The sequence below is a fragment of the Aquipseudomonas alcaligenes genome, assembly GCF_003205495.1.
In the GTDB taxonomy this organism is placed as follows: domain Bacteria; phylum Pseudomonadota; class Gammaproteobacteria; order Pseudomonadales; family Pseudomonadaceae; genus Aquipseudomonas; species Aquipseudomonas alcaligenes_B.
Genome location: NZ_QJRX01000004.1, coordinates 421494 through 443490 on the forward strand (window position 1 = coordinate 421494; position 21997 = coordinate 443490).

A 21997-nucleotide genomic window follows, 5' to 3' on the forward strand; every position below is an offset into this window, starting at 1 on the left:
GAGACACCTCCATGACCGTCACCGAGCAGTTGAGCGCGCTGGAATCCATCCTCGCTCACGGCGACTTGCACAGCCTGTTCCAGCCCATAGTCTCGCTCTCCGAGCGACGCATCCTGGGCTACGAGGCGCTGACCCGCGGCCCCTCCAACAGCCCGCTGCACGCACCCATCGCGTTGTTCAGCGTGGCACGCAACGCCGGCCGCCTGAGCCAGCTGGAGCTGGCCAGCCGCAAGAGCGCCTGCCGCCGCTTCCGCGACCAGGGCCTGGACGGCAAGCTGTTCCTCAACGTCTCGCCGGAATCGCTGCTGGAGCCCAGCCACCAGCCCGGACGCACCCTGCGTCTGCTGCAGGAGTTCGGCATCGCCCCTGACCGGGTGGTGATCGAGCTCACCGAACAGGCACCGATCGACGACTTCCAGCTGCTCGACACCGCCCTGCACCACTACCGCGCCATGGGCTTCTCCATCGCCCTGGACGACCTCGGCGCCGGCTACTCCAGCCTGCGCCTGTGGTCCGAGCTGCGCCCGGACTACGTGAAGATCGACCGCCACTTCATCGACGGTATCCATCAGGATGCGGTCAAGCGCGAGTTCGTCGACTCCATCCTGAAGATGGCCAAGGCCTCGCGTGCCCAGGTGATCGCCGAGGGCATCGAGCTGGCCGAAGAGCTGGCGACCCTGATCGAGATGGGCGTCGACCTGGTCCAGGGCTACCTGCTGTGCCGCCCCCAGGAGCAGCCGCCGCGTGACGCGCAGAAGCTGCTGCCGCGCCTGGACAACCTGGCCCCGCCCCTGGGCGAGGACGCCGGCGACCTGTCCGCACTGCTCAACGAACAACCGGCCGTATCCCAGGACACCCCGATCGCAGTGGTACTGGAGGCCTTCCGCGCCCAGGCCAACCTCAATTCCCTGGCGGTGCTGGATGAGCGTGCGCAGCCGGTCGGCATCGTGCATCGCCACTCACTGTCCGACGCCCTGCTCAAGCCCTTCGCCACCGACCTGTTCGCCCGCAAGCCGATCAGCCGGCTGATGAGCAAGGACTTCCTCGCGGTGGATATCGGCCAGTCGCTGCAGCAGGTCAGCCGCCTGCTCACCAGCCGCGCGCGCCAGCGCATGGAAGAGGACTTCATCATCGTCCAGCAGGGGCGCTACCGCGGCCTGGGGCGGGTGATCGACGTGCTCAAGCTGATCACCGAGCTGAAGATCCAGCAGGCCCGCCACGCCAATCCGCTGACCCTGCTGCCGGGCAACGTACCCATCCAGCAGTGCCTCGGCCGCCTGCTGCAGCAGGGCCGCGAGGCCGTGGTGTGCTATGTGGATATCGACAGCTTCAAGCCGTTCAACGACCTCTATGGCTATGCCAAGGGTGACGAGGTACTGCTGTGCCTGGCCCAGTGCCTGAACGAACGGGTCGACCCCAGCCGCGACTTCGTCGGCCATATCGGCGGCGACGACTTTCTCCTGGTACTGGGGCCGGACACCTGGCGCGAACGGCTCAACCAGTTGCTGGAGGACTTCCAGGCCCAGTGCCGGCGCTTCTACCGCGAGGAGCACCTGCAGGCCGGCTGCTTCGTCAGCCACAACCGCCAGGGCCGGCGCGAGGAATTCCCGCTACTGTCACTGTCGATTGGCGTGGTCCAGCTGCACCCGCAGAGCTGCGCCAGACTCGATGCCAGTCAGCTGGCCGGCCTGGCCTCGGAAGCCAAGCGCCAGGCCAAGGCGGTGCCCGGTTACAGCCTGCACATCCTCGACACCCTCAACCTTTCGGCCTGAAGCCAAGCGCCTCGGCCTGACGGGCGAAACGCTCGGCCTGCTGCGGGTCGGCCGGCAGACCGGGAGCGCCTTCCCGATAGAGTTGCGCCAGGCGCTGCGCCGCCAGCGGATGGCCAGCCTCGGCTGCCCGCGCCCACCAGCGCGCCGCCTCGGTGGCATCCGCGGCCTGGCGCGCGTCGCCGGTCAGGCACTGCACACCGAGCTGGTAGGCAGCCTTGCCATCGCCGCCCTGAGCGGCCAGACGCAGCAGGCGCAGCCCCTCCCCACGGGCGCCGAAGCCCTGGCCGCGAAACAGCAGGAGGTGGCCGTAGAAGCCCTGTGCCGGCACATGGCCGAGGGCCGCCATGCGCGCATACTGGCCCTGCATCCAGGCCCAGGCCCGTGGCTGCTGCACCAGCCAGCGCCAGTGCAACAGGCGGCGCGCCAGCCAGTAGCCCAGGCGCGCGCGCAGGGTCCATAGCATCAGGCCTCCTCGGGGTAGCTGAACTCGAAGACCCGCGCCACCTCGGCAGCGTGCCAGGAGGCAGCGGCAATGCCGTCGGACGGTCCGGAGAAGCGCCCGAGGCGAGCCACGCACTCGAAGAAGCCGGTGCGCGGCAGGCGGCTGGCGCCCTGGCTGATCACCAGCGCACTGCGCAGGGGGCGTTCGGCGCGGGCGTCGAGGGCGGCCAGGTGTTCCAGGGCGGCGGTCAGGGTCTGCATGGCCGGGGTCGGCAGCTGCAGGCGCTCGACCAGGGCGCGGTAGGTCAGCAGGTGACGCTGGCGGCGGGCATCTTCCAGCTCGCCGAGCAGAGCCTGCCAGTGTTGACGATGGATACGCACGCTCAAGAAGACTGCTCCCAGTCGCCGATTTCCAGCACACGCCCCAGCGAGCGCAGGATGGCCCCATCGGGCTGGCGCTCGCCGCTTTCGATCATGTTCAGGTAATGCGGGCTGATGCCCACGGCACGCGCCAGATCGGCCTGGGACAACCCCTTGGCCTCGCGCAACGCCGCCAACTGGTCGAGCCGGGCCGCGCCAGGCTGGATGGTTTCGGCGACGGCAGCCGGGGCCTGGCCGGCCGCCTGCAGCAGGGCCTGGTAATCGGCCCAGGGCAGCACGGCGTACTCCGCCTCGCCGTCGCGCATGATGACTTGCACACTCATTACAGCTCTCCGTGGAAAGCAGTGCCGAAACGTTCGGCACCTCCCTTGCAGGCGCTCATCTTAACAGTCGGGTCACCTTCAAAGCGTGACCTATACTGACCCGGCAGACAAGAGTCGGGAGCCGAGCACGGATGGCCAAACGCCTGCTGATCTGCCTGCTCTGCGCCGGCAGCCTCAGCGCCTTCGCCGAAGAGCTACGCTGGGGCTTCGGCCCGCTGGACGGCATGCCCTATGTCGACGTGGAAAGCCAGCAGCTGGTCGGCGGCTTCACCCTGCTGCTCGGCCAGCGGGTCGGCCAGCGCCGCTGTACTAGGAAGAGGACGTGCTGCTGCAGCATGCGCAGCAGCAAGCCTTCAGCGATCTGGCCAGCCTTCACGGCAAGACCATCGGCACCAGCCTGGGCTTCGTCTACAGCGCCGCACTGATGGCGGCCTTCGCCGACGGCAGCGTGGTGCGCAAGGATGTCCGCGATCTCGAAACCCGCCTGCACATGCTGGCGCTGCGACGCCTCGACGCGGTGATCGACATGCGCCGCCCCCTGGCCTATCGCCTGGCGCGTGAGCCCGATCTGCCTTTGCGCTTCAGCCCCTGGGTGGTGCAGCGCTACAACATGCACTGCGTCTACGGGGAGCCACTGCCGATAGCCGCCGAACGACTGGATGAGATCCTGCAGGAGATGCGCGACAGCAGCGAAATCCGCGCGCTACTACTGCAGGCGGAGCGCCGGTTGCACTGACACCCATCAGGCCGGTGGCAACCGCGCTGCGCAACCTGACCGTATAGCCTGGGCCCAAGCCGAGATGCGCCTCGAGTAGCACGGCGATGCGGAAGCAGTCCCTGGCCGAGACAAACTCACGGCCCGGAAACGGTGGAGAACCGGCTGGAGGACAAGTCCCGCGACTGGCCCCTGAACGAGTTGCTCGCCAGGGGGACGATGCCCGCTGCTGGCCATCCATGGTGAACAGCGGCTCGTGGCGCCACCCCGAACGCCTCGCCACAAGGGCCGGCGGCCCCAGCCAGACATTGATCCCGCCCGACTGTGGCTGCTCCCCAGCACGATCGACCGGAGCAGCTATGCAGGCCACGGCCGCGTTCCTGGCCCTGCTGCAAGCCTGAACTCAGAGCAGCTCGATGCGGTCGTCGAGGATGCGGATCAGGCCCTGCTTGAACAGCCCGCCGATGGCCTTCTTGAAGTTGCCCTTGCTCACGCCGAAGGCCTTGCTGATCGCTTCCGGAGAGCTCTTGTCGGACAGCGCCAGGCTGCCGCCGGCGTCGCGCAGGGCGGTGAGGATCTGCTCGGACAGCTCGTCGCGGGCCTGCTGGCCGACCGGCTGCAGGCTCAGGCTGATCTTGCCGTCGGCACGCAGCTCCTTGATGAAGCCCTTCTCCTGGGAACCGCCACGGAGGAACTTGAACACCTCGTTCTTGTGGATCAGGCCCCAGTGCTGGCCGTCGATGATGGCCTTGAAGCCCAGGTCGGTCTGCTCCACCACCAGCAGATCGACTGCCTGGCCGACCTGGTAGTTGGCCGGTGTCTTGTCCAGGTAGCGATCCAGGCGCGCGGTGGCGGTGATGCGGCGGGTGCGCGGGTCGAGGTAGGCGTGCACCACGCAGTAGTCGCCGACCTGCAGTGGGCGTTTCTCCTCGGAGTGCGGCATCAGCAGGTCCTTGGGCAGGCCCCAGTCGAAGAACAGGCCGACCCGGTTGATGTCCACCACCTTGAGGCTGGCGAAGCCGCCGACCTGCACCTTGGGCTTCTCGGTGGTGGCGATCAGACGGTCCTCGCTGTCCAGGTAGATGAACACGTTGAGCCAGTCGCCCACCTCACAGGGCTCGCCCTTGGGGATGTAGCGCTTGGGCAGGAGGATCTCGCCGTCGGCGCCGCCATCGAGGAAGAGGCCGAAGTCGGCCAGCTTGACCACCTGCAGAGAGTTGTAGCGCCCGATCAGAGCCATGTTCGTCACCCAATTCGAAGAGGCCGGCATTCTAGCATCGCGGCGGCCGGCGATAGGCGCCACTGGCGCCTAGCACGGTCATGTTTCAGAATCATGGCAGGCCGCAACTTCGGCCCTGCCCCCTTGTCTCATGGACACGGCCTCTCGCCGTTCCATTCCAGGAGTTTCCGTGCGCTCTTCCAGCCGCTGGCTGCCCTTTCCCGCCGCGTCGCTTCTCGCCCTCGGCCTGCTGTTCCTCCTGCTGCCCATCGCCAGCCGCTACTGGCTGGGCTGGTCGAGCTGGCCGGGCTATGTCTCCGACCTCGGCATCGGCGGCCTGCTCCTGCTGCTCTGCTATCGCCGCCCGCTGCTGGCGGCACCGCTGGCCGTGGCCTGGGCGCTGATGCTGCTGGGCAATGCCGAGCTGATCAACGCGGTCGGGCGCATGCCCGAGCCCAACGACCTCAAGTACCTGAGTGATCCGCAGTTCGTCAGCCAGTCCACCCAAGGCGGCGGTATCCGCTATCCGCTGCTGGCGACGGCCCTGGCGCTCGCCGTGCTGCTCTGCCTGCTGCTAGGCCGCCGTAGCGGCCCGCGCATTTCCAGCTACGCCTATGCGCTACCCGCCGCCCTGTTGCTCGGCCATGCCACCCAGCAGTACCTGCAGCCGAGCGAGGACGACCAGTGGCAGCTGTTCAACCTGCCGCACAAGGTCATGGCCGAGGGTATCAGCCGTGCCCGCGTGGCCCTGGAGGACCACTGGTACGCCGATGAGTCGGGTCTGCCGCCGGACATCGACGGCTTGAGCAAGCTGGATCTGTCCGGCACGCCGCTGCTGCCGAACGGCGGCAAGGCGCGCAACCTGCTGATCATCACCCTGGAAGGCATCCCCGGCGCCTACATCGCCAGGAATCGCCAGCTGCTCGGCAGCAGCTACCAGGAAGACCTGATGCCGCGCCTGAGCCAGTGGGCCGAACGCGGCATGACCACGCCGGACTACGTGCTGCACAGCCACCAGACCATCCGCGGTCTGTACGCCATGCTCTGCGGCGACTACAGCAAGCTGGACTCGGGCACGCCCAAGGGCGTGGAGCTGCTCAACAGCGAGACCCGCAACCTGCAGTGCCTGCCGCACCAGCTGCGCGCCATGGGCTTCCGCACCCACTTCCTGCAGGGCGCCGGGCTGCGCTTCATGGCCAAGGACCAGATCATGCCGCACATGGGCTTCGAACAGACCCACGGCCGCGACTGGTTCAAGAACAAGCCCTACCTGGAATTCCCCTGGGGCATGGACGACAAGGCCTACTTCGAGGGCGCGCTGAAGTACGTCAAGCAGCTGCGGCAGAACCAGCAACCGTGGATGCTCACCCTGCTCACGGTCGGCACCCACCAGCCCTATTCGGCACCCAAGGCCTATCTGGAGCGCTACCCCACCGCCAAGCAGGCCGCCATCGGCTACCTGGACGACGCGGTAGCCGACTTCCTCGACGGCCTGCAGAAACAGGGCGTGCTCGAAGACACCCTGGTGGTGATCACCTCCGACGAGTCCCACGGCCTGGAGAATGTGCGCCTGGCCTCGGCCTGGGGCTTCAACCTGATGCTGGCGCCGGAGGCGGACAAGCTGCCCAAGGTCAAGTCCGGGGTGTACGGCCACGTCGACCTGACCGCCTCGCTGCTCGACTACTTCGCCCTGCCGGTACCGGACAACATCGCCGGGCGTTCGCTGCTACGCGACTACGCCACGCCGCGCGAGATCATCTCCTACACCAACGGCCTGCTGCGCCAGCACGACGGCAAGGTGTTCACCGAGTGCAACTTCCAGCAGGTCTGCCGGCGCTACGCGAGCAGCGGCTTCATCGCCGACCGGGCCGAGTACCTGGGGCGCATCAGTGGCCGCCAGGCACGCCTGGTCAGCCAGCGCGCCGCCCTGCTCGACCAGTCGATCACCGGCGGACAGGTCGGCCAGCGCTACCAGTTCGCCAACCGCGAGCGCATCGAGCTCAAGCCCGAGTCGCGCGACGACTGGGCGGACAACCTGATCGGCGCCCAGTACCTGGAGATGCCCAAGGGCACCCGCACCCGCGTGACCCTGAAGATCGAGGCCGTGCGCCTGGACCGCCAGGGTGCCAGCCTGCGCCTGCTGACCAAGGAGTTCGACCGCAACAACGCCCTGCCCATCCCCGAGCTGCCACCGCTCAAGCGTGGCGAGAGCGTCCAGCTGAGCTTCGACTTCGACAACCCGGAAACGCGCAAGGCATTCTCCTTCCACCTGCTCGGCGAAGGCCGTGGCGCCATCCGCATCAGCGACTTCAGCGTGGTCACCGAGCCGCTGCCACCGGAGCTGGTGGCGGCACAGGAGCCGGAGTCAGCCATGGAGGCGGCGGCGCACTGACGACCCACCCCGTCACTCCAACAGCCCCAGCCTGAGCAGCTTGCCGTCCGGCGCATCGGTCAGCAGATAGAGAAAACCGTCTGGCCCCAGGCGCACGTCGCGGATGCGCCAGCCCCTGCCCTGCAGCAAGCGCTCCTCGTGTACCACCTTGTCGCCGTCGAGCTGCAGGCGGATCAGCGCCTGGTCGGCCAGCGCACCGACGAACAGGCTTTGGCGCCAGGCCGGGAAGCGCTCGGCGTCGTAGAAGGCCATGCCGGACAGCGCCGGCGACTTCTCCCACACATGGTGCGGCGGCTCGGTGCCGGCCACGCGCTCGCCACGGGCCTCGGGAATCGGCAGGAAGCTGTAGTTGACGCCATGGGTGGCCAGCGGCCAGCCGTAGTTGCGGCCCTTCTTGGGAATATTGATCTCGTCGCCGCCGCGCGGGCCGTGCTCGTGCAGCCAGATCCGCCCGCTCAGGGGGTTGAGCGCCAGGCCCTGGGGATTGCGGTGGCCATAGGACCAGATCTCCGCACGCACGCCCGCGCGGCCGACGAAGGGATTGTCCGTCGGCACGCTGCCGTCCGGGTTCAGGCGCACCAGCTTGCCCTGCAGCTTGTCCAGGTCCTGGGCGGTGGCGCGCTGGTTGTTCTCGCCCAGGCTGACGAACAGGAAACCCTGGGAATCGAAAGCCAGGCGCGAGCCGAAGTGGATACCTTCGGAGAGCTTGGGCTGCTGGCGGAAGATCACCTGAAAGCCCTCCAGCGCGCTCATGTCCTCCTTCAGCCGGCCGCGGCCGACCGCAGTACCGGCCTTGTCGCCAGACTCGTCCGCCTCGGCGTAGCTCAGGTAGACCAGGCGATCCGCGGCGAAGCTCGGCGACAGCGCCACGTCCAGCAGGCCACCCTGGCCGCGGGCGAACACCACTGGCACGCCAGCCAGTGCCGGGCCGAGGTTGCCCTGGCCATCCAGCCAGCGCAGACGCCCGGGGCGCTCGGTGATAAGGCTGCCCTGCCCGCCCGGCAGGAAGGCGAGAGCCCAGGGATGCTGCAGGCCGCCCACCACCTCGCTCAGCTGCAGCTCGCCCAGTTCGCTGCGCTCGGCCAGGGCCGGCGCCGCCAGCAGCGCGCTCGCCAGCAGACTTGCCAGTAACCGCTTCATCTTCATCCTCCCGTTCGACCGATACCTTGTAGCCCAATCCCGGCGCTCCTCCCAGGCCGGGTACAATGCCGTTCATTTCCTTTTGTGACCCACCGCCATGACCGAAGCCGAACGCCTGTCCAAACGCCTGATCCAGCTCACCTCCTGTTCGCGGCGCGAGGCCGAGCTGTATATCGAGGGAGGCTGGGTGACGGTGGACGGCCGGGTGGTCGAGGAACCCCAGCACCCGGTGACCAGCGAACAGGTGGTGCTGCTGCCCGGCGCCAAGGCCGAAACCCAGCCGCCGGTCACCCTGCTGCTGCACAAGCCGGTCGGCCTGGGCTGTGGCCTGGGCGCCAACTCCGCCCAGCAGCTGCTCAGCCACGCCTATCACTGGGCCGAAGACCCCAGCGGCATCCGCCCGCTGCAGCGCCACCTGCGCCGCCTGGAGCTGCTCACCCCGCTGGAGACCGACGCCAGCGGTCTGCTGGTATTCAGCCAGAGCCATGCGGTGCAGCGCCTGTTCAAGGAAAAAGGCGCGGAGCTGGAACAGGAATACCTGGTGGACGTGGCCGGGAGCTTGGACGAAAAGGGCCTCAAGCGCCTGAGCTTCGGCTTCAGCTACAAGGGCACCACCCTGCCGCCGTGCAAGGTCAGCTGGCAGAGCGAAACGCGCCTGCGCTTTGCCATCAAGGCGGTGCAACCGGGACAGCTGCGCTACATGTGCGAGCACGTCGGCCTGCAGGTGCTGGGCATCCGCCGCCTGCGCTTCGGCCGCAGTGGCCTGGCCAAGCTACCGGTCGGCCAGTGGCGCTACCTGGGGCTCAACGAGAAGTTCTAAAGGCCTGGCCGAGCCTGACAGGCGAGCGCAGCGACCCGGCCCGGCTCAGTAATCGGCGTAGCGCCGCTCGATCTCGAGGTACTCGCCGCTGGCGCGGATGGCTTCGAGGCCTCGGTCGAAACGCTCACGTTGGATCGGCAGGCGGAAGCCGACGCTGTAGGGCGTGGGCGGAAACAGCAGGTACAGGGTCAGCGGCTGGCGCGTGTCGACCTGCTCCGCCACCTCGCGGTTGAAGTAGCGCAGGATGCGCGGATCGCCAATCACCACATCGACCCGCCCGCTGTAGAGCAGGCGGTTGCGGTTGATCTGCTGGGCCTCCTCGCGATAGCGCGGATTGGCGTCGGCCATGGCCTGGAACTCCGGCCCGAGCAGGTAGCGTGCGCGCTGGAAACTGCTGATGGAATAGCGTCCCAGCTCGGCTATGGTGGAGATGCGGTAGCCACGCGCGGCCAGGGCCACCGCCGCATTGTGGTAATGGATGTAGGTGGCCGAGTAGTGCGCCACGATGCCGCTATGCCGGTTGGTGGTGGCGATGCCATCCAACTCGCCGCGACGCAGCGCCAGGTGCAGGCGCTCCATGGGCGCGTAGTGCACCTCCAGGTCGTAACCGGCGGCGCGCACGGCGGCAGCCACGATGTCGTACTCCAGCCCGCGGTGTTCGCCCTCGAAGACATAAGGCGGCTTGTGCGTACCGAAGCCGATGCGCAGCGATTCCGCGCAGGCGACCGGCGCCAGTAGCAGGACCAGCCACAGCCAGGCGCGTGAAGACATGCAGTTCCCCCTGAATACTGTGCCAAGGATAGGCCGGCTGCCACCTCCAGCGCCATCACCCACCTGTATGCCGCAGGATTCATCCGCAGGCGCCCCCCAGCGGCTAGACTCAGCGCTTTGACAGCCCCTTGGCCCAAGGAGAAACGCCATGCTCAAAGCCGAATACCAACACCGCGGCAAGGTCCCGCAGGACGTCATCGAAGCGGTCAAGCTGGAGCTGCCGCCACTGGCCGCCGGCCAGGCACTGGTCAAGGTGCTGGCCGCGCCGATCAACCCGTCCGACGTGCTCACCCTGACTGGCGAGTACGGCATGCTGCCGCCGCTGCCGGCCATCGGCGGCAACGAGGGGGTCGGCCGCGTCGAACAGCTGGGCGAAGGCGTCAAGCACCTCAAGGTCGGCCAGACCGTTCTGCTGCCGGTCGGCTGCGGCACCTGGGTGACTCACCTCAACGCCCCCGCCGACAAGCTGATTCCGCTGCCGGATGCCGACCCGCAGCAGCTGGCGATGATGACCATCAACCCGCCGACTGCCTCGCTGCTGCTCAGCCAGTTCGTCGACCTGCAGCCCGGTGACTGGGTGATCCAGAACGCCGCCAACTCCGGTGTCGGTGGCTACCTGATCCAACTGGCCAAGCTGCGTGGCTTCAAGACCATCAACGTGGTGCGCCGCGAGTCGGCGGTGGCCGGGGTCAAGGCCGAGGGCGGCGACGTGGTGCTGGTGGACGGCCCCGACCTGCACAAGCGCGTGCGCGAGGCCACTGGCGGCGCCAAGCTGATGCTCGGCATCGACGCCATCGGCGGTCCGGCCACCGACCACATCGCAGCCTGCCTCAGCGAGGGCGGCACCCTGGTCAACTACGGCCTGATGAGTGGCCAGCCGTGCCAGGTATCGGCCGCCTCCTTCGTGTTCCGCGACGTGACCCTGCGCGGCTTCTGGCTGGCCAAGTGGTTCCAGAAGGCCACCCAGGCCGAGCAGATGAAGGTGTTCGGCGAGCTGACCCAGCTGATCGCCAGCGGCAAGCTCAAGGCGCGCATTGCCGCCACCTACAGCGTGGCGCAGATCAAGGAAGCAGTGGCCGCGGCCGCCAGCGGCGAGCGCGACGGCAAGATCCTGATCGTGCCCTGATCGGTTCGCGCCAAAAGAAAAAGGGGGCCTTCTGGCCCCCTTCTCGTTTCACCGCTGACCTATATGCTCCCCTCTCCCACCTGTGGGAGAGGGGCTGGGGGAGAGGGAAAACCAGCCACGCCCTCTCCCCAACCCTCTCCCGTAAACGGGAGAGGGGGCAACATCCTCACTCCGCCGCCGGCTTCTTGCGCTTGAGCGGGGCCATGCCGTCCTGGCTGACCAGGGGCGCCGCCTTGGGCGCGTTGGCGCGGCGCTTGGGTGCTGTCTTGCTGGCCGATTTCTTAGCCCCGTCCTTCTTGTCGGCCTTTTTCTTCTTCACGCCGACCGCCTTGCCGGACGCCTTGACGTTCTTCGGCCCCTGGTAGCTGCCCTTGAGCTCCTTGATCACGCGGCGCTCGAAGCGCTGCTTGAGGTAGCGCTCGATGCTCGACATCAGGTTCCAGTCGTTGTGGCAGATCAGCGAAATCGCCAGGCCGCTGGCGCCGGCGCGGCCGGTACGACCGATGCGGTGCACGTACTCGTCGCCGGAGCGCGGCATGTCGAAGTTGATCACCAGGTCGAGGTCTTCGATGTCCAAGCCGCGCGCCGCCACGTCGGTGGCCACCAGCACCTTGCTGCCGCCCTGGCGGAAGCGGTCGATGGCCAGCTTGCGGTCCTTCTGGTCCTTCTCGCCATGCAGCACGAAGGCCTTGTAGTCCAGGGCCACCAGATGACCGTAGAGACGGTCGACCTGGGCGCGGGTGTTGCAGAAGATCATCGCCTTGCGGTGCGGCTCGTTGGACAGCAGCCACTGCACCAGGCGCTCCTTGTGCGTCGCATCGTCGGCCGTGATGATCTGCTGGACGGTGGTCGCGCTGAGCTGGTCGACGCTGTTGAGCTTCAGGTGCAGCGGCTCGCGCAGCACCTTGGCGATCATCTCGCGCAGCACCTTGCCGCCGCCGGTGGCGGAGAACAGCAGGGTCTGCTGGCGGTTGGCGCACTCCTGGGTGATGCGCTCGATGTCCTCGGCGAAGCCCAGGTCGAGCATGCGGTCGGCCTCGTCCAGCACCAGCACCTCGACACCATTGAGCTTGAGGCTGCCGGCGTTGAGGTGCTCCATCAGCCGGCCGGGGGTGGCGATCAGCAGGTCGGGCTGCTTGCGCAGCAGCGCCGCCTGCTCCTTGAAGTCCTCGCCGCCGGTGACCAGGCCGCTCTTGATGAAGGTGTACTGGGAGAAGCGCTCCACTTCCTTGAGGATCTGCTGGGCCAGCTCGCGGGTCGGCAGCAGGATCAGCGAGCGCACGTCGGTGCGCTGTTTCGCGTTGGCGTCGCCGAGCAGACGGTTGAGCAGCGGCAGCAGAAAGGCCGCGGTCTTGCCACTGCCGGTCTGCGCCGTCACCCGCAGGTCGCGCCCCTCCAGCGCCGGCGGAATGGCCGCCAGCTGCACCGGCGTCGGCTCGGTGAAGTTCAGCTCGGCGACGGCCTTGAGCAGGCGTTCATGCAGGGCGAATTGGGAGAACACAGGGGCTTACCTCGGGACAAAAATCGGAAACAGCTGCATAGGTTAACGGTTGTCGGGGCAAAAGGCCGCATCTGATCGAATTTTGTACAAATCCGTCCGAACGGATAGAATGCGCGCCGCCTGCCATCCCGGCCGGCATGGGTTCCCTAACCCCATCCCCAAAAAGGTAGCCTCCATGCTCGTTTCGCAGACCGCGCAGCAGCGTTCGGCCCTGGCCGTGCTGATCGCCTTCCATATCCTCATCATCATCGCCAGCAACTACCTGGTGCAGCTGCCGATCACCCTGTTCGGCTGGCACACCACCTGGGGCGCGTTCAGCTTCCCGTTCATCTTCCTGGCCAGCGACCTGACCGTGCGCCTGCTCGGCAAGGGCCCGGCGCGCCAGGTGATCGCCCGGGTGATGCTCCCTGCCCTGCTCGCCTCCTACGTGGTCTCGGTGCTGTTCCAGGAAGGCGCCTTCCGCGGCCTGGCGGCGCTGGGCGAGTACAACGAGTTCGTCCTGCGCATCTCGGTGGCGAGCTTCCTCGCCTACGTGCTCGGCCAGCTCCTCGACATCCAGGTGTTCGACCGCCTGCGCCAGCTGCGGCAGTGGTGGATAGCGCCGACCGCCTCGACCATCCTCGGCAACCTGCTGGACACCTTCGCCTTCTTCTCGGTGGCCTTCTGGCGCAGCGACAACCCCTTCATGGCCGAGCACTGGGTGGAAATCGCCACGGTCGACTACGGGGTCAAGCTGGCCGTCAGCCTGATGCTGTTCGTGCCGCTGTACGGCATGCTGTTGCGCGCCATACTGCGAGTGCTGGACCACCGCAGCCGCGCGCTGGCCTGAGGGAACGATCGGGCACGGCCGCACTCGAAACCTGTACCCCTGACCGGAGAAGGCCCCATGCCCCGTACCCTGCCGCTCGCCCTGATCGCCGCCGCCCTTGCCCTCGGGCTGAACAGCGCCGGCGCCGCCCCCAAGCACGATAAACATGACAAGCACGGCGGCGGCGACGACGTCACCGTCGACCTGCGCGGCCCGAGCATCGACATCGGCCGGGTGCGCATCGTCCTCGGCGAGAATCGCAACCTGATCGGCCCCGCCGATTCCCTGCCGCCAGGCATCCGCAAGAACCTGGCGCGTGGCAAGCCGCTGCCGCCGGGCATCGCCAAGCGCTTCGACAACCGCCTGCTCGGTCAGCTGCCGCATTACGACGGCTACGAGTGGCGCCAGGTCGGCACCGACGTGGTCCTGGTGACCCTGGCCACCGGGCTGATCTACGAGATCATCGAGAACGTCCTGGACTAATGGCCGGCGTATGAAGCCACAACTGATCTACTACGTGGCCGCCAGCCTGGATGGCTACATCGCCCGCCCGGACGGCGCCGTGGACTGGCTGGAAGCCATCGAGTCCTGCGGCGACGACCATGGCTACGAGCAGTTCTACCGAGGCATCGACGGCCTGCTGATGGGCCGCGCCACCTACGACATGGTGCAGGGCTTCGGCAGCGACTGGCCCTACCCCGGCAAGCCCTGCGTGGTGCTGGCGCGCAACCCGCTGGCACAGGCGCCGGCGGGCGTCGAAGGCCGCCACTGCACCCCGACCGAGGCCCTGGAGGAGCTGGCCGTGCGCGGCTGCCAACGGGTCTGGCTGGTCGGCGGCGGCAGCCTAGCCGGCAACTGCCTGGCCGCCGGCCTGCTCGACGAGCTGGTGGTCAGCGTCATCCCGCACCTGCTCGGCGCCGGCATCCAGCTGTTCGCCGGCGGCCTGGAACAGCGCCTGAGCCTGCAGGCACATCGGGTCTTCGCCAGCGGCGTCGCCCAGCTGCACTATCGGGTAGAAGCCAGCTAACCCAGTTGCCGCGCCTGCTTGCGCAGCAGGCGCGCGCTGTCCCAGCCGGTCAGCAGCACCGCCAGCCAGATCGGCAGGTAGGTCCACAGCTGCTGCGGGGCAAAGGCCTCGCCGAGGAACAGCACGGCGACGCCGAACAGCAGCACCGGCTCCACGTAGCTGAGAATGCCGAACAGCCCCAGCGGTAACAGGCGGCTGGCCGCCATCATGGCGCCGAAGGCCAGGGCGCTGAGCAGGCCCAGGCCGGGCAGCAGCCACCACAGCTGCGGCGCCTGCTCGAACAGCGCCGGCGGACCGTAGGCATGGATCAGCCACACGGCCAGTGGCGCCAGCACCAGCATCTCCAGGACGAAGCCGGACAGCGCGTCCAGCCGCATCCAGCGGCGCAGCATGAAGTACGGCGGATAGCCCAGCGCGGCCACCAGAGTGACCCAGGAGAACGCCTGGGTCAGCCACAGCTCATGGGCCACGCCAAGCAGCGCACAGCCCACGGCGATGCGCTGCAGCGGGCGCAGGCGCTCGCCATAGAACAGCCGGCCGACCAGCACCATGGCCAGCGGCAGCAGGAAGTAGCCGAGCGACACATCGAGCATCCTGCCGGCCAGTGGCGCCCAGACGAACAGCAGCCACTGCACCCCCATCAGCGCCGCTGCCAGCGGCAGGGCAAGCAGCAGCAGCGGCTCGCGGCGCAGGCGCACGAAGGCGGCGCCGAGTACGTCCCACTGGCGGGCCATGGCCACCAGCAGCAGGACCGCCGGAATCGACCAGAGGATGCGCTGGGCGAACACCTGCAGGCCATCCAGCGGCGCCAGCTCGCGCACATAGCCGGGAATCAGGACGAACATCACCGACGCCGCCACCGACAGCGCCACACCACGACCCGACAACAGCACTGCCGCCTCCGCACACCCGAACTCAAGGTCGGCTATGGCAACACACAGCGTTCAATATTTCAAACACAGTTGCGAGAAATGCGAACGATACAGCGCGCATAAAAAAGCCCCGGTGTGCCGGGGCTGAAACGATCCGCCGAGGCGGACCGGGGGTAAGGCGCAGTCAGTTCGCCAGCAGGGCCAGCAACGACTCGAAATGGATGGCGAGATACAGCAGCGTGGCCTGGTTGGCGAACAGCAACACCGGCAACAGCCAGGCCAGCATCACCAGGGCGCCCTGGTGCAGGGCAATCAGCGCCAGGAACAGCGCCACGCCCAGGTACAGATCGATGATGATCTGCCGCCCCCAGTACAGGCGAGCCATGCCGCGGATGCTCTTGACGATGTTCTCGCGCCGGCTGCAGTGGATCGAGTAGCCGACAAAGGCCAGCCAGGCCAGCCACACCAGCGCCTTGCCCGCCCCCACCAGACCGCTGAAGACCAGCAGCTGGGCATGCCAATGCAGGCCCAGCGCGAGGACGACGAAAACGGCGAACAGCATCCAGGACAACAGGTTCTTCGACATGGCTGACTCCCTTCGCTGGGGCGCCCTGCGCGGGCGCCCGCCTGGATCAATGCAGCTGTTTCAGGGCCTCGCGGCTGAACGGCAGGATGTCGGCTTCGCGACCATCGCGCACCTTCACCGCCCAGTCCGGGTCAACCAGCAGGGCGCGGCCCACGGCCACCAGGTCGAACTCCTGCTTGTTCAGGCGCTCCAGCAGGTTCTCGATGCTGGCCGGCTCGGCCACCTTGTCGGTGTTGACCATGAACTGCAGGAACTCGCCGTCCAGGCCGACGCTGCCGACGGTGATGGTCGGCTTGCCGGTGAGCTGGCGGGTCCAGCCGGCCAGGTTGAGGTCGCTGCCTTCGAACTCCGGCTCCCAGAAGCGGCGGGTCGAGCAGTGGAAGATGTCCACGCCGGCGTCGGACAGCGGCTTGAGGAAGGCACCCAGCTCTTCGGCGGTCTGCACCAGGCGCGCGGTGTAGTCCTGCTGCTTCCACTGGGAGAAGCGGAAGATGATCGGGAAGTCCGGGCCGACGGCGGCGCGCACGGCCTGGATCAGCTCGATGGCGAAGCGCGAACGGTTGGCCAGGTCGCCGCCGTACTCGTCGGTGCGCTTGTTGCTGCCTGCCCAGAAGAACTGGTCGATCAGGTAGCCGTGGGCACCGTGGATCTCCACGCCGTCCATGCCGATGGCCTTGGCGTCGCGGGCGGCCTGGGCGAAGGCGGCGATCACTTCAGCGATGTCGTCCTTGGTCATGCCGTGGACCACCAGGTTACCGTCCTTGACCTTCTCCGACGGGCCGTAGCCCGGCACGCTGGCGTCCGGCTCGGTGCCCAGCTTGCGCACGTTACCCACGTGCCACAGCTGCGGGACGATCTTGCCGCCTTCGGCGTGCACGGCGTCGACCACCTTCTTCCAGCCGGCCAGGGCGTCCTCGCCGTAGAAGCGCGGCACATGCGGATAGCCGTTGGCGGCCTTGTGGCCGACGGTGGTGCCCTCGGTGATGATCAGGCCGACACCGCCGGCGGCGCGGCGGCGGTAGTACTCCACCACCTGGGCGTTGGGCACGCCGCCCGGGGAGAAGGAGCGGGTCATCGGCGCCATGACCACGCGGGTCGGCAGTTCCAGGCTGCCCAGGCGGAAGGGTGCGAACAGGGCTTTGACGGGGGCGGTCATGGTGTCTCCTCTAGCCGGCCAGCTGACCGGTCGTCTCGTCGATGGGCAAAAAAACGCGTCAGGGCCGCAGCAGCAGCTCCAGACGTTGAATGAAGGATTCCAGGGGTTGCAGGCTGCGGCCGACCTTGAGGCGGGCCAGCACGCCCTGCCAGGCGTTGGCGATGAAGGTCGCCAGGTTGTCGCAATCCTCGTCGGCCGCCAGCTCGCCGGCGGCGCGCGCCTGTTCCAGACAGTCACGCAGGATGTCCACCGAGGCCTGCTGGATGCGCTCGACCTCGGCGCCGATGGCCGGCAGCACTTCGCTCATCTCGAAGCTCAGACTGCCGATGAAGCAGTGGTACTCCGGCTGTTCCTGGCGCGAGAAATGCGCCAGCAGCTCGCGGTAATAGCCGAGGATGCGCGCACTGGGGCTCAGCGCGGGGTTGCCCAGGGCCTCGGCGTAACGCGCCAGGCGCGGCCCGTAGACGAACTCCAGGGCCTGCAGGGCGAAGTCTTCCTTGCTGGCGAAGTAGTGGTAGAAGCTGCCTTTGGGGATGCCGGCGGCCTGGACGATCTCCATCACGCCGGTGCCGTGGTAGCCACGCCGGGTCATCACCTGCGAGCCTTTGGCCAGGATCAGGTCGCGCTTGTCGAGTCGGACTGTGCTGTTCATGGCGGAGAGCATATGACCGGTCGTCTCGCCCCGCCCAGCACTATTGATTTTGGTGATTGCGCTCCAGAAGCAGGCCGCGCCAGCGACCGCCGCCGCTCTTGACACGCAGGGTAGGCTGTCACTGAACCCGCGTTTTTTGAGGAGCGCCACATGCATCGCGACGAAGTCAGGGACATCTTCCAGCAGCAGGCCGCCAGCTATGACAGGCAGTGGGCCAAGACGGCGCCGCTCCGCCACTGCCTGCACCTGCTCGTCGACTCGCTGTTCGCCGAGCTGCCGAGCACTGCGCGCATTCTCTGCGTCGGCGTCGGCACCGGTACGGAGCTGGCCCATCTGGCCGCACAGAACCCGGGCTGGCGCTTCACCGCAGTGGAGCCTTCGGCGGCGATGCTCGAAGTGTGCCGGCAACGGGCCGAACGGGAAGGCTTCGCCGCCCGCTGCGACTTCCATGAGGGGTATCTGGAAACGCTGCCGGCAACCGCTGCGCACGACGCGGCCACCTGCTTTCTGGTCTCGCAGTTCATTCTCGAAGCGCAGGCGCGCTCGGCCTTCTTCGCCGAGATTGCCGAACGGCTCAAGCCCGGAGGGCTGCTCGCCAGCTCCGACCTGGCCGCCGACCTGGACTCGGCGGAATGCGAAGTGCTGCTGACGGCCTGGATGCACATGATGGCGGCGGCCGAACTCTCGCCAGAGACCATGGCACGCATGCGCCAGGCCTATGCCAGGGATGTCGGGGTGCTGGCGCCTGAGCGCACCGCGGCGATCATCGCCGCCGGCGGTTTCGCCCTGCCGGTGCCGTTCTTCCAGGCCGGGCTGATCCACGCCTGGCTGGCGCGGCGCGCCTGAGTTCTAGAGCCAGGTGACGTGCTGCTCCAGGGGAAAGCGCAGGCGCGGGTTGTACACGCCCTTCTCGCCCTGCCGGCCGACCGCCAGCAGCATGATCGGGATGGCCTGGCGCGGGATGTCCAGCACCTTGCGCAGGCGCACCTCGTCGAAGCCCTCCATCGGGCAGGTGGCGTAGCCGTGGCTCTGGAAGGCCAGCATCAGGTTCTCGGCGGCCAGCGCCGTGGATTTCACCGCCCAGATGCGCATGTCGGCGCGGCTGTTGGGCCTGCGCATCAGCGGCTTGCGCAGCGCCACCAGGCGTACCAGCTGGCGCTTGAACAGGCCGAGCAGGCCGAGCGGACCCTGGTTGTACTGGAAGGGTGCGGTCTTGGCGTAGAAGTGGCGGATGCGCGCCGGCACCTCGGGCTCCGGCCAGTACTCGACGATATTGGCGCAGGCCTGTTTCCAGGTATCCGGGCGCGCCAGCACGGCGATGATCAGCGGCGCCCTGGCCGCATTCTGGCTCATGCACACCGGGTGCAGGCGCGCCAGCAGCGCCGGGTCGCGCACCACCTGGAAGCTCCAGGGCTGCAGGTTGCAGGAATTGGGCGCCAGCACGGCCAGCTCCAGGCAGTCGCGGATCACCGCGTCGGGCACCGCCTCGGGCAGGAAGCGGCGCACCGAGCGGCGGCTCTCGATCAGCGCACGCAGGGCCTGCGGCGAGGCCGTGGGGCTGAGCTCGTCGGGGGAAAAACTGGTCATCGCGGGCCTCCTCGGCAGAGGTCCCGATTAGGCTACCGGGACGCCGAGGGGGCAAGAGGCCGGTGGGTAATCGGCCGGAGGATTGGCGCAATCAGCCTAGGGCTTTCTCGATGGCCTGGATCAGTGCCGGGTCGTCCGGCGTGGTGCGCGGCGAGAAACGCGCCAGCACACGGCCGTCACGGCCGACCAGGAATTTCTCGAAGTTCCAGGTGATGTCGCCGGGGAACTCGGCGCCCTCGCCCGCCAGCAGGCGGTACAGCGGGTGGCGGTCGTGGCCGTTAACCTCGAGCTTGCTGCCTAGGGGGAAGGTCACCCCGTAGTTGAGGCTGCAGAACTCGCGGATCTCCTCCTCGCTGCCCGGCTCCTGGGCGGCGAACTGGTTGCACGGCAGGCCGAGCACGGTGAAGCCACGTTCGCGGTACTCCTGATAGAGCTTCTCCAGCCCGGCGTATTGCGGGGTCAGGCCGCACTTGGAGGCCACGTTGACCACCAGCACTATCCGGCCCTTGTAAGGCGCCAGGGGCAGGTCCTGGCCGTCCAGTGCACGCAGATTGAGATCGTGAAAAGCACTCATGGCGGACTCCTCGGGGGACAAAAAAGGCGCCCGTGGGCGCCTTTTCGGTTTACTCAGCTTAGCAGCCGGAGTCGAGCCTGGAACGACCATAAGTCGTCTTGCTCGCTCCCATTGGCGATCAGTGGTGATGACCGCCTTCGCCATGGATGTGGCCATGGGCGATCTCTTCGGCATGGGCGTCACGCACGTTGACCACCTTGACCTGGAAGTTCAGGCGCTGACCGGCCAGCGGGTGGTTGCCGTCGACGATCACGTCATCGCCCTCGATGTCGCGGATGGTGACGATCTGCATGCCGCCGTCCGGGCCGGAGGCGTGGAACTGCATGCCCACTTCCAGCTCGTCGACACCTTCGAACATGCTGCGGTTGAGGGTGGCGACCAGCTCGGCGCTGTACTCGCCGTAGGCCTCGCCCGGCTCGATGGCCACGCTCAGCTCGTCGCCGGCCTGCTTGCCCTCGAGGGCCTTTTCCAGGCCGACGATGATGTTGCCGGCACCGTGCAGGTACACCAGCGGGGCGCCGCCGGCGGAGCTGTCGATCACCTCACCGGCATCGTTGGTCAGGGTATAGTCGATGGAGACAGCCTTGTTGGCGGCGATCAGCATGGAGGGAAAACCTTTTGCTAGAGAATGGAAAGGGCTCAAGTTTACCCGCCATACCGGCCGAAAGCGACCGCGGGCCTGACGGACGGGCCATCCGCCTGTTGGGTTTCCACCGGGACGAGGACGGCCACTGGGTCGCCGAGCTGTCCTGCGGCCATACGCAGCACCTGCGCCATCAGCCGCCGTGGCAGAATCGGGCCTGGGTGCTCGACCCGCACGAGCGTCAGCGCCACCTCGGCCAGCCCTTCGCCTGTGGCTGGTGCGCCGCCGCCAAGGCAGAGCAAGTGGATAGGGAGTAGTCATGCCGGCACGCAACATCCTGGTCATCAACTGTGGCAGCTCGTCGATCAAGTTCGCCCTGATCAACAAGGAGCAGCCCGATTTCATTCTCAGCGGCCTGGCCGAACGCCTGGCCAGCCCCGAAGCGGTGCTGCACTGGCAGCACAATGGCGCAAAGGACAGCCTGCTGCTGCAGGGCGGCGACCATCGCGCCGCGCTGCAACACCTGCTGCCGCTGGTGCAGAACGCCACCGGCGGCCAGCTGCACGGCATCGGCCACCGCGTGGTGCACGGCGGCGAGCACTTCACCGCAGCCTGCCGCATCGACACCGTCAGCCTGCTGGCGATTCGCGCCACCTCGCCGCTGGCACCGCTGCACAACCCGGCCAACCTGCAGGGCATCGAGGCGGCGCTCAAGCTCTTCCCCGAGCTGCCACAGGTGGCGGTGTTCGACACCGCCTTCCACCAGAGCCTGCCCGAGCACGCCTATCGCTATGCGCTGCCGGAACACCTGTACCGCGAACACGGCGTGCGCCGCTATGGCTTCCATGGCACCAGCCACCGCTACGTCAGCCAGCGCGCGGCGGAACTGGCCGGGCTGCCTTATACGCGCAGCAGCTGGCTGTCCGCCCACCTGGGCAACGGCTGTTCGACCTGCGCCATAGTCGACGGCCAGAGCCGCGACACCAGCATGGGCCTGACCCCGCTGGAGGGCCTGGTGATGGGCACCCGCAGCGGTGACGTCGACCCCAACCTGCACGGCCACCTGGCCCGCACCCTGGGCTGGAGCCTGGAGCAGATCGACAGCATGCTGAACAAGGACAGCGGCCTGCTCGGCCTGTCCGGCCTGTCCAACGACATGCGCAGCCTGGAGCAGGCCCGCGACCAGGGCCACGCCGGCGCCACCCTGGCCATCGAGGTGTTCTGCTACCGCCTGGCCAAGTCGCTGGCCGCCATGAGTTGCGCCCTGCCGCAGCTGGACGGGCTGATCTTCACCGGCGGCATCGGCGAGAACTCGCCGTTGATCCGCAGCAAGACGGTGGAGCACCTGAAGCTGTTCAATCTGGTCCTCGATGCGCAGGCCAATGCCCGCTGCATTCGCGGCGTCGCCGGCGCCATCGGCGCCCAAGGCCACCCGCGGGTGCTGGTGGTGCCGACCAACGAGGAACGGCAGATCGCCCTCGACACCCTGGCCCTGCTCGATGCCTGAGGCCCTGGCGGGCATTGCCCCCCGCCCATAGGCGCGCCCCCATC

The 21997-nt window shown here is 67.7% G+C and carries 24 protein-coding genes and 1 pseudogene; 11 read left to right on the forward strand and 14 right to left on the reverse strand.

The features are described 5' to 3' along the window. Positions 1-11: 11 nt before the first annotated feature. Positions 12-1772: a bifunctional diguanylate cyclase/phosphodiesterase gene (locus tag DMO17_RS09970; protein ID WP_110682330.1), complete on the forward strand. Its 1761-nt coding sequence runs from the start codon at positions 12-14 to the stop codon at positions 1770-1772. Here the strand turns inward: DMO17_RS09970 and DMO17_RS09975 are convergent. From DMO17_RS09975 to DMO17_RS09985, 3 genes are read right to left on the reverse strand one after another with little or no spacing between them, the layout of a single operon-like run. Further along, positions 1756-2235: an SEL1-like repeat protein gene (locus tag DMO17_RS09975; protein WP_181418764.1), complete on the reverse strand. Its 480-nt coding sequence runs from the start codon at positions 2233-2235 to the stop codon at positions 1756-1758. The two genes, DMO17_RS09970 and DMO17_RS09975, sit on opposite strands and share 17 nt — an antisense overlap. Then, positions 2235-2600, reverse strand: a complete 366-nt coding sequence (locus DMO17_RS09980; RefSeq protein WP_076584353.1) for a hypothetical protein — start codon at positions 2598-2600, stop codon at positions 2235-2237. The genes DMO17_RS09975 and DMO17_RS09980 overlap by 1 nt, the downstream gene beginning before the upstream one ends. Further along, positions 2597-2917, reverse strand: a complete 321-nt coding sequence (locus DMO17_RS09985; protein WP_110682331.1) for a helix-turn-helix domain-containing protein — start codon at positions 2915-2917, stop codon at positions 2597-2599. The genes DMO17_RS09980 and DMO17_RS09985 overlap by 4 nt, the downstream gene beginning before the upstream one ends. 131 nt (positions 2918-3048) lie before the next feature. Here DMO17_RS09985 and DMO17_RS09990 point away from each other — a divergent pair. After that, positions 3049-3653: pseudogene (locus DMO17_RS09990) on the forward strand (substrate-binding periplasmic protein). A gap of 382 nt (positions 3654-4035) precedes the next feature. Here DMO17_RS09990 and DMO17_RS09995 read toward each other — a convergent pair. Beyond that, entirely contained in the window at positions 4036-4872 is an 837-nt protein-coding gene (locus DMO17_RS09995) for a CvfB family protein (RefSeq protein WP_110682332.1), read from the reverse strand. A gap of 169 nt (positions 4873-5041) precedes the next feature. On the opposite strand from DMO17_RS09995, the gene DMO17_RS10000 reads away from it, so the two are divergent. Continuing rightward, a complete protein-coding gene (locus DMO17_RS10000; RefSeq protein WP_258371513.1) occupies positions 5042-7243 on the forward strand; it encodes an LTA synthase family protein in 2202 nt (733 codons plus the stop codon). A gap of 12 nt (positions 7244-7255) precedes the next feature. Here DMO17_RS10000 and DMO17_RS10005 read toward each other — a convergent pair whose 3' ends face one another. Beyond that, a complete protein-coding gene (locus tag DMO17_RS10005) occupies positions 7256-8383 on the reverse strand; it encodes a PQQ-dependent sugar dehydrogenase (protein ID WP_110682334.1) in 1128 nt (375 codons plus the stop codon). Positions 8384-8480: 97 nt separating this feature from the next. Here DMO17_RS10005 and DMO17_RS10010 point away from each other — a divergent pair, with 97 nt between their 5' ends. Beyond that, on the forward strand, positions 8481-9203 hold the full coding sequence (locus DMO17_RS10010) for an rRNA pseudouridine synthase (RefSeq protein WP_110682335.1): 723 nt from the start codon (positions 8481-8483) through the stop codon (positions 9201-9203). A gap of 45 nt (positions 9204-9248) precedes the next feature. Here DMO17_RS10010 and DMO17_RS10015 read toward each other — a convergent pair whose 3' ends face one another. Then, positions 9249-9974 carry a substrate-binding periplasmic protein gene (locus tag DMO17_RS10015; RefSeq protein WP_110682336.1) on the reverse strand — a complete coding sequence of 242 codons (726 nt, stop codon included), beginning with the start codon at positions 9972-9974 and terminating at the stop codon, positions 9249-9251. Positions 9975-10122: 148 nt separating this feature from the next. On the opposite strand from DMO17_RS10015, the gene DMO17_RS10020 reads away from it, so the two are divergent. Continuing rightward, complete coding sequence (locus DMO17_RS10020) at positions 10123-11100, forward strand: zinc-dependent alcohol dehydrogenase family protein (RefSeq protein WP_110682337.1); 978 nt, start codon at positions 10123-10125, stop codon at positions 11098-11100. A 166-nt stretch (positions 11101-11266) separates the two neighbouring features. Here DMO17_RS10020 and DMO17_RS10025 read toward each other — a convergent pair whose 3' ends face one another. Then, entirely contained in the window at positions 11267-12601 is a 1335-nt protein-coding gene (locus DMO17_RS10025) for a DEAD/DEAH box helicase (protein ID WP_110682338.1), read from the reverse strand. Positions 12602-12776: 175 nt separating this feature from the next. Between DMO17_RS10025 and DMO17_RS10030 the strand changes: the two genes are divergently transcribed. From DMO17_RS10030 to DMO17_RS10040, 3 genes are read left to right on the forward strand one after another with little or no spacing between them, the layout of a single operon-like run. After that, on the forward strand, positions 12777-13430 hold the full coding sequence (locus tag DMO17_RS10030) for a 7-cyano-7-deazaguanine/7-aminomethyl-7-deazaguanine transporter (protein WP_110682339.1): 654 nt from the start codon (positions 12777-12779) through the stop codon (positions 13428-13430). Between the two features lie 57 nt (positions 13431-13487). After that, complete coding sequence (locus DMO17_RS10035; RefSeq protein ID WP_110682340.1) at positions 13488-13892, forward strand: anti-virulence regulator CigR family protein; 405 nt, start codon at positions 13488-13490, stop codon at positions 13890-13892. Positions 13893-13902: 10 nt separating this feature from the next. Continuing rightward, positions 13903-14436: a dihydrofolate reductase family protein gene (locus DMO17_RS10040; RefSeq protein ID WP_110682341.1), complete on the forward strand. Its 534-nt coding sequence runs from the start codon at positions 13903-13905 to the stop codon at positions 14434-14436. Here DMO17_RS10040 and rarD read toward each other — a convergent pair. The 4 genes from rarD to DMO17_RS10060 form a co-directional block, all read right to left on the reverse strand. Then, on the reverse strand, positions 14433-15329 hold the full coding sequence (gene rarD / locus DMO17_RS10045) for an EamA family transporter RarD (protein WP_110682342.1): 897 nt from the start codon (positions 15327-15329) through the stop codon (positions 14433-14435). The two genes, DMO17_RS10040 and rarD, sit on opposite strands and share 4 nt — an antisense overlap. A gap of 163 nt (positions 15330-15492) precedes the next feature. Then, complete coding sequence (locus tag DMO17_RS10050) at positions 15493-15894, reverse strand: hypothetical protein (RefSeq protein WP_110682343.1); 402 nt, start codon at positions 15892-15894, stop codon at positions 15493-15495. 46 nt (positions 15895-15940) lie between these two features. Further along, entirely contained in the window at positions 15941-17050 is a 1110-nt protein-coding gene (locus DMO17_RS10055; RefSeq protein WP_110682344.1) for an NADH:flavin oxidoreductase, read from the reverse strand. Between the two features lie 58 nt (positions 17051-17108). Further along, positions 17109-17702 (reverse strand): TetR/AcrR family transcriptional regulator, encoded by a 594-nt coding sequence (locus DMO17_RS10060; protein ID WP_463604185.1) that lies wholly within the window; start codon positions 17700-17702, stop codon positions 17109-17111. Positions 17703-17852: 150 nt separating this feature from the next. On the opposite strand from DMO17_RS10060, the gene DMO17_RS10065 reads away from it, so the two are divergent. Beyond that, entirely contained in the window at positions 17853-18548 is a 696-nt protein-coding gene (locus tag DMO17_RS10065; protein WP_110682346.1) for a class I SAM-dependent methyltransferase, read from the forward strand. A gap of 3 nt (positions 18549-18551) precedes the next feature. On the opposite strand, the gene DMO17_RS10070 is transcribed toward DMO17_RS10065, so the two are convergent. The 3 genes from DMO17_RS10070 to DMO17_RS10080 form a co-directional block, all read right to left on the reverse strand. Beyond that, positions 18552-19289 carry a nitroreductase family protein gene (locus DMO17_RS10070; RefSeq protein ID WP_110682347.1) on the reverse strand — a complete coding sequence of 246 codons (738 nt, stop codon included), beginning with the start codon at positions 19287-19289 and terminating at the stop codon, positions 18552-18554. A 91-nt stretch (positions 19290-19380) separates the two neighbouring features. After that, entirely contained in the window at positions 19381-19863 is a 483-nt protein-coding gene (locus DMO17_RS10075; protein ID WP_110682348.1) for a glutathione peroxidase, read from the reverse strand. 118 nt (positions 19864-19981) lie between these two features. Beyond that, positions 19982-20467 carry an FKBP-type peptidyl-prolyl cis-trans isomerase gene (locus DMO17_RS10080; protein WP_110682349.1) on the reverse strand — a complete coding sequence of 162 codons (486 nt, stop codon included), beginning with the start codon at positions 20465-20467 and terminating at the stop codon, positions 19982-19984. Positions 20468-20517: 50 nt separating this feature from the next. Between DMO17_RS10080 and DMO17_RS10085 the strand changes: the two genes are divergently transcribed. Together DMO17_RS10085 and DMO17_RS10090 are read left to right on the forward strand one after the other, a co-directional pair. After that, complete coding sequence (locus DMO17_RS10085; RefSeq protein WP_258371517.1) at positions 20518-20763, forward strand: DUF3565 domain-containing protein; 246 nt, start codon at positions 20518-20520, stop codon at positions 20761-20763. 2 nt (positions 20764-20765) lie between these two features. Continuing rightward, a complete protein-coding gene (locus tag DMO17_RS10090; protein ID WP_110682351.1) occupies positions 20766-21953 on the forward strand; it encodes an acetate kinase in 1188 nt (395 codons plus the stop codon). Positions 21954-21997: the final 44 nt, after the last annotated feature.

Coding starts and splice junctions, on each gene's coding strand:
- DMO17_RS10005 (WP_110682334.1), bottom strand. CDS start 8,383: ATGAAGCGGTTACTGGCAAGTCTGCTGGCGAGCGCGCTGCTGGCGGCG.
- DMO17_RS09995 (WP_110682332.1), bottom strand. CDS start 4,872: ATGGCTCTGATCGGGCGCTACAACTCTCTGCAGGTGGTCAAGCTGGCC.
- DMO17_RS10040 (WP_110682341.1), top strand. CDS start 13,903: ATGAAGCCACAACTGATCTACTACGTGGCCGCCAGCCTGGATGGCTAC.
- DMO17_RS10055 (WP_110682344.1), bottom strand. CDS start 17,050: ATGACCGCCCCCGTCAAAGCCCTGTTCGCACCCTTCCGCCTGGGCAGC.
- DMO17_RS09975 (WP_181418764.1), bottom strand. CDS start 2,235: ATGCTATGGACCCTGCGCGCGCGCCTGGGCTACTGGCTGGCGCGCCGC.
- DMO17_RS10050 (WP_110682343.1), bottom strand. CDS start 15,894: ATGTCGAAGAACCTGTTGTCCTGGATGCTGTTCGCCGTTTTCGTCGTC.
- DMO17_RS10010 (WP_110682335.1), top strand. CDS start 8,481: ATGACCGAAGCCGAACGCCTGTCCAAACGCCTGATCCAGCTCACCTCC.
- DMO17_RS10060 (WP_463604185.1), bottom strand. CDS start 17,702: ATGAACAGCACAGTCCGACTCGACAAGCGCGACCTGATCCTGGCCAAA.
- DMO17_RS10020 (WP_110682337.1), top strand. CDS start 10,123: ATGCTCAAAGCCGAATACCAACACCGCGGCAAGGTCCCGCAGGACGTC.
- DMO17_RS10035 (WP_110682340.1), top strand. CDS start 13,488: ATGCCCCGTACCCTGCCGCTCGCCCTGATCGCCGCCGCCCTTGCCCTC.
- DMO17_RS10065 (WP_110682346.1), top strand. CDS start 17,853: ATGCATCGCGACGAAGTCAGGGACATCTTCCAGCAGCAGGCCGCCAGC.
- DMO17_RS10015 (WP_110682336.1), bottom strand. CDS start 9,974: ATGTCTTCACGCGCCTGGCTGTGGCTGGTCCTGCTACTGGCGCCGGTC.
- DMO17_RS10070 (WP_110682347.1), bottom strand. CDS start 19,289: ATGACCAGTTTTTCCCCCGACGAGCTCAGCCCCACGGCCTCGCCGCAG.
- DMO17_RS10030 (WP_110682339.1), top strand. CDS start 12,777: ATGCTCGTTTCGCAGACCGCGCAGCAGCGTTCGGCCCTGGCCGTGCTG.
- DMO17_RS09985 (WP_110682331.1), bottom strand. CDS start 2,917: ATGAGTGTGCAAGTCATCATGCGCGACGGCGAGGCGGAGTACGCCGTG.
- DMO17_RS10075 (WP_110682348.1), bottom strand. CDS start 19,863: ATGAGTGCTTTTCACGATCTCAATCTGCGTGCACTGGACGGCCAGGAC.
- DMO17_RS10090 (WP_110682351.1), top strand. CDS start 20,766: ATGCCGGCACGCAACATCCTGGTCATCAACTGTGGCAGCTCGTCGATC.
- DMO17_RS09970 (WP_110682330.1), top strand. CDS start 12: ATGACCGTCACCGAGCAGTTGAGCGCGCTGGAATCCATCCTCGCTCAC.
- DMO17_RS10080 (WP_110682349.1), bottom strand. CDS start 20,467: ATGCTGATCGCCGCCAACAAGGCTGTCTCCATCGACTATACCCTGACC.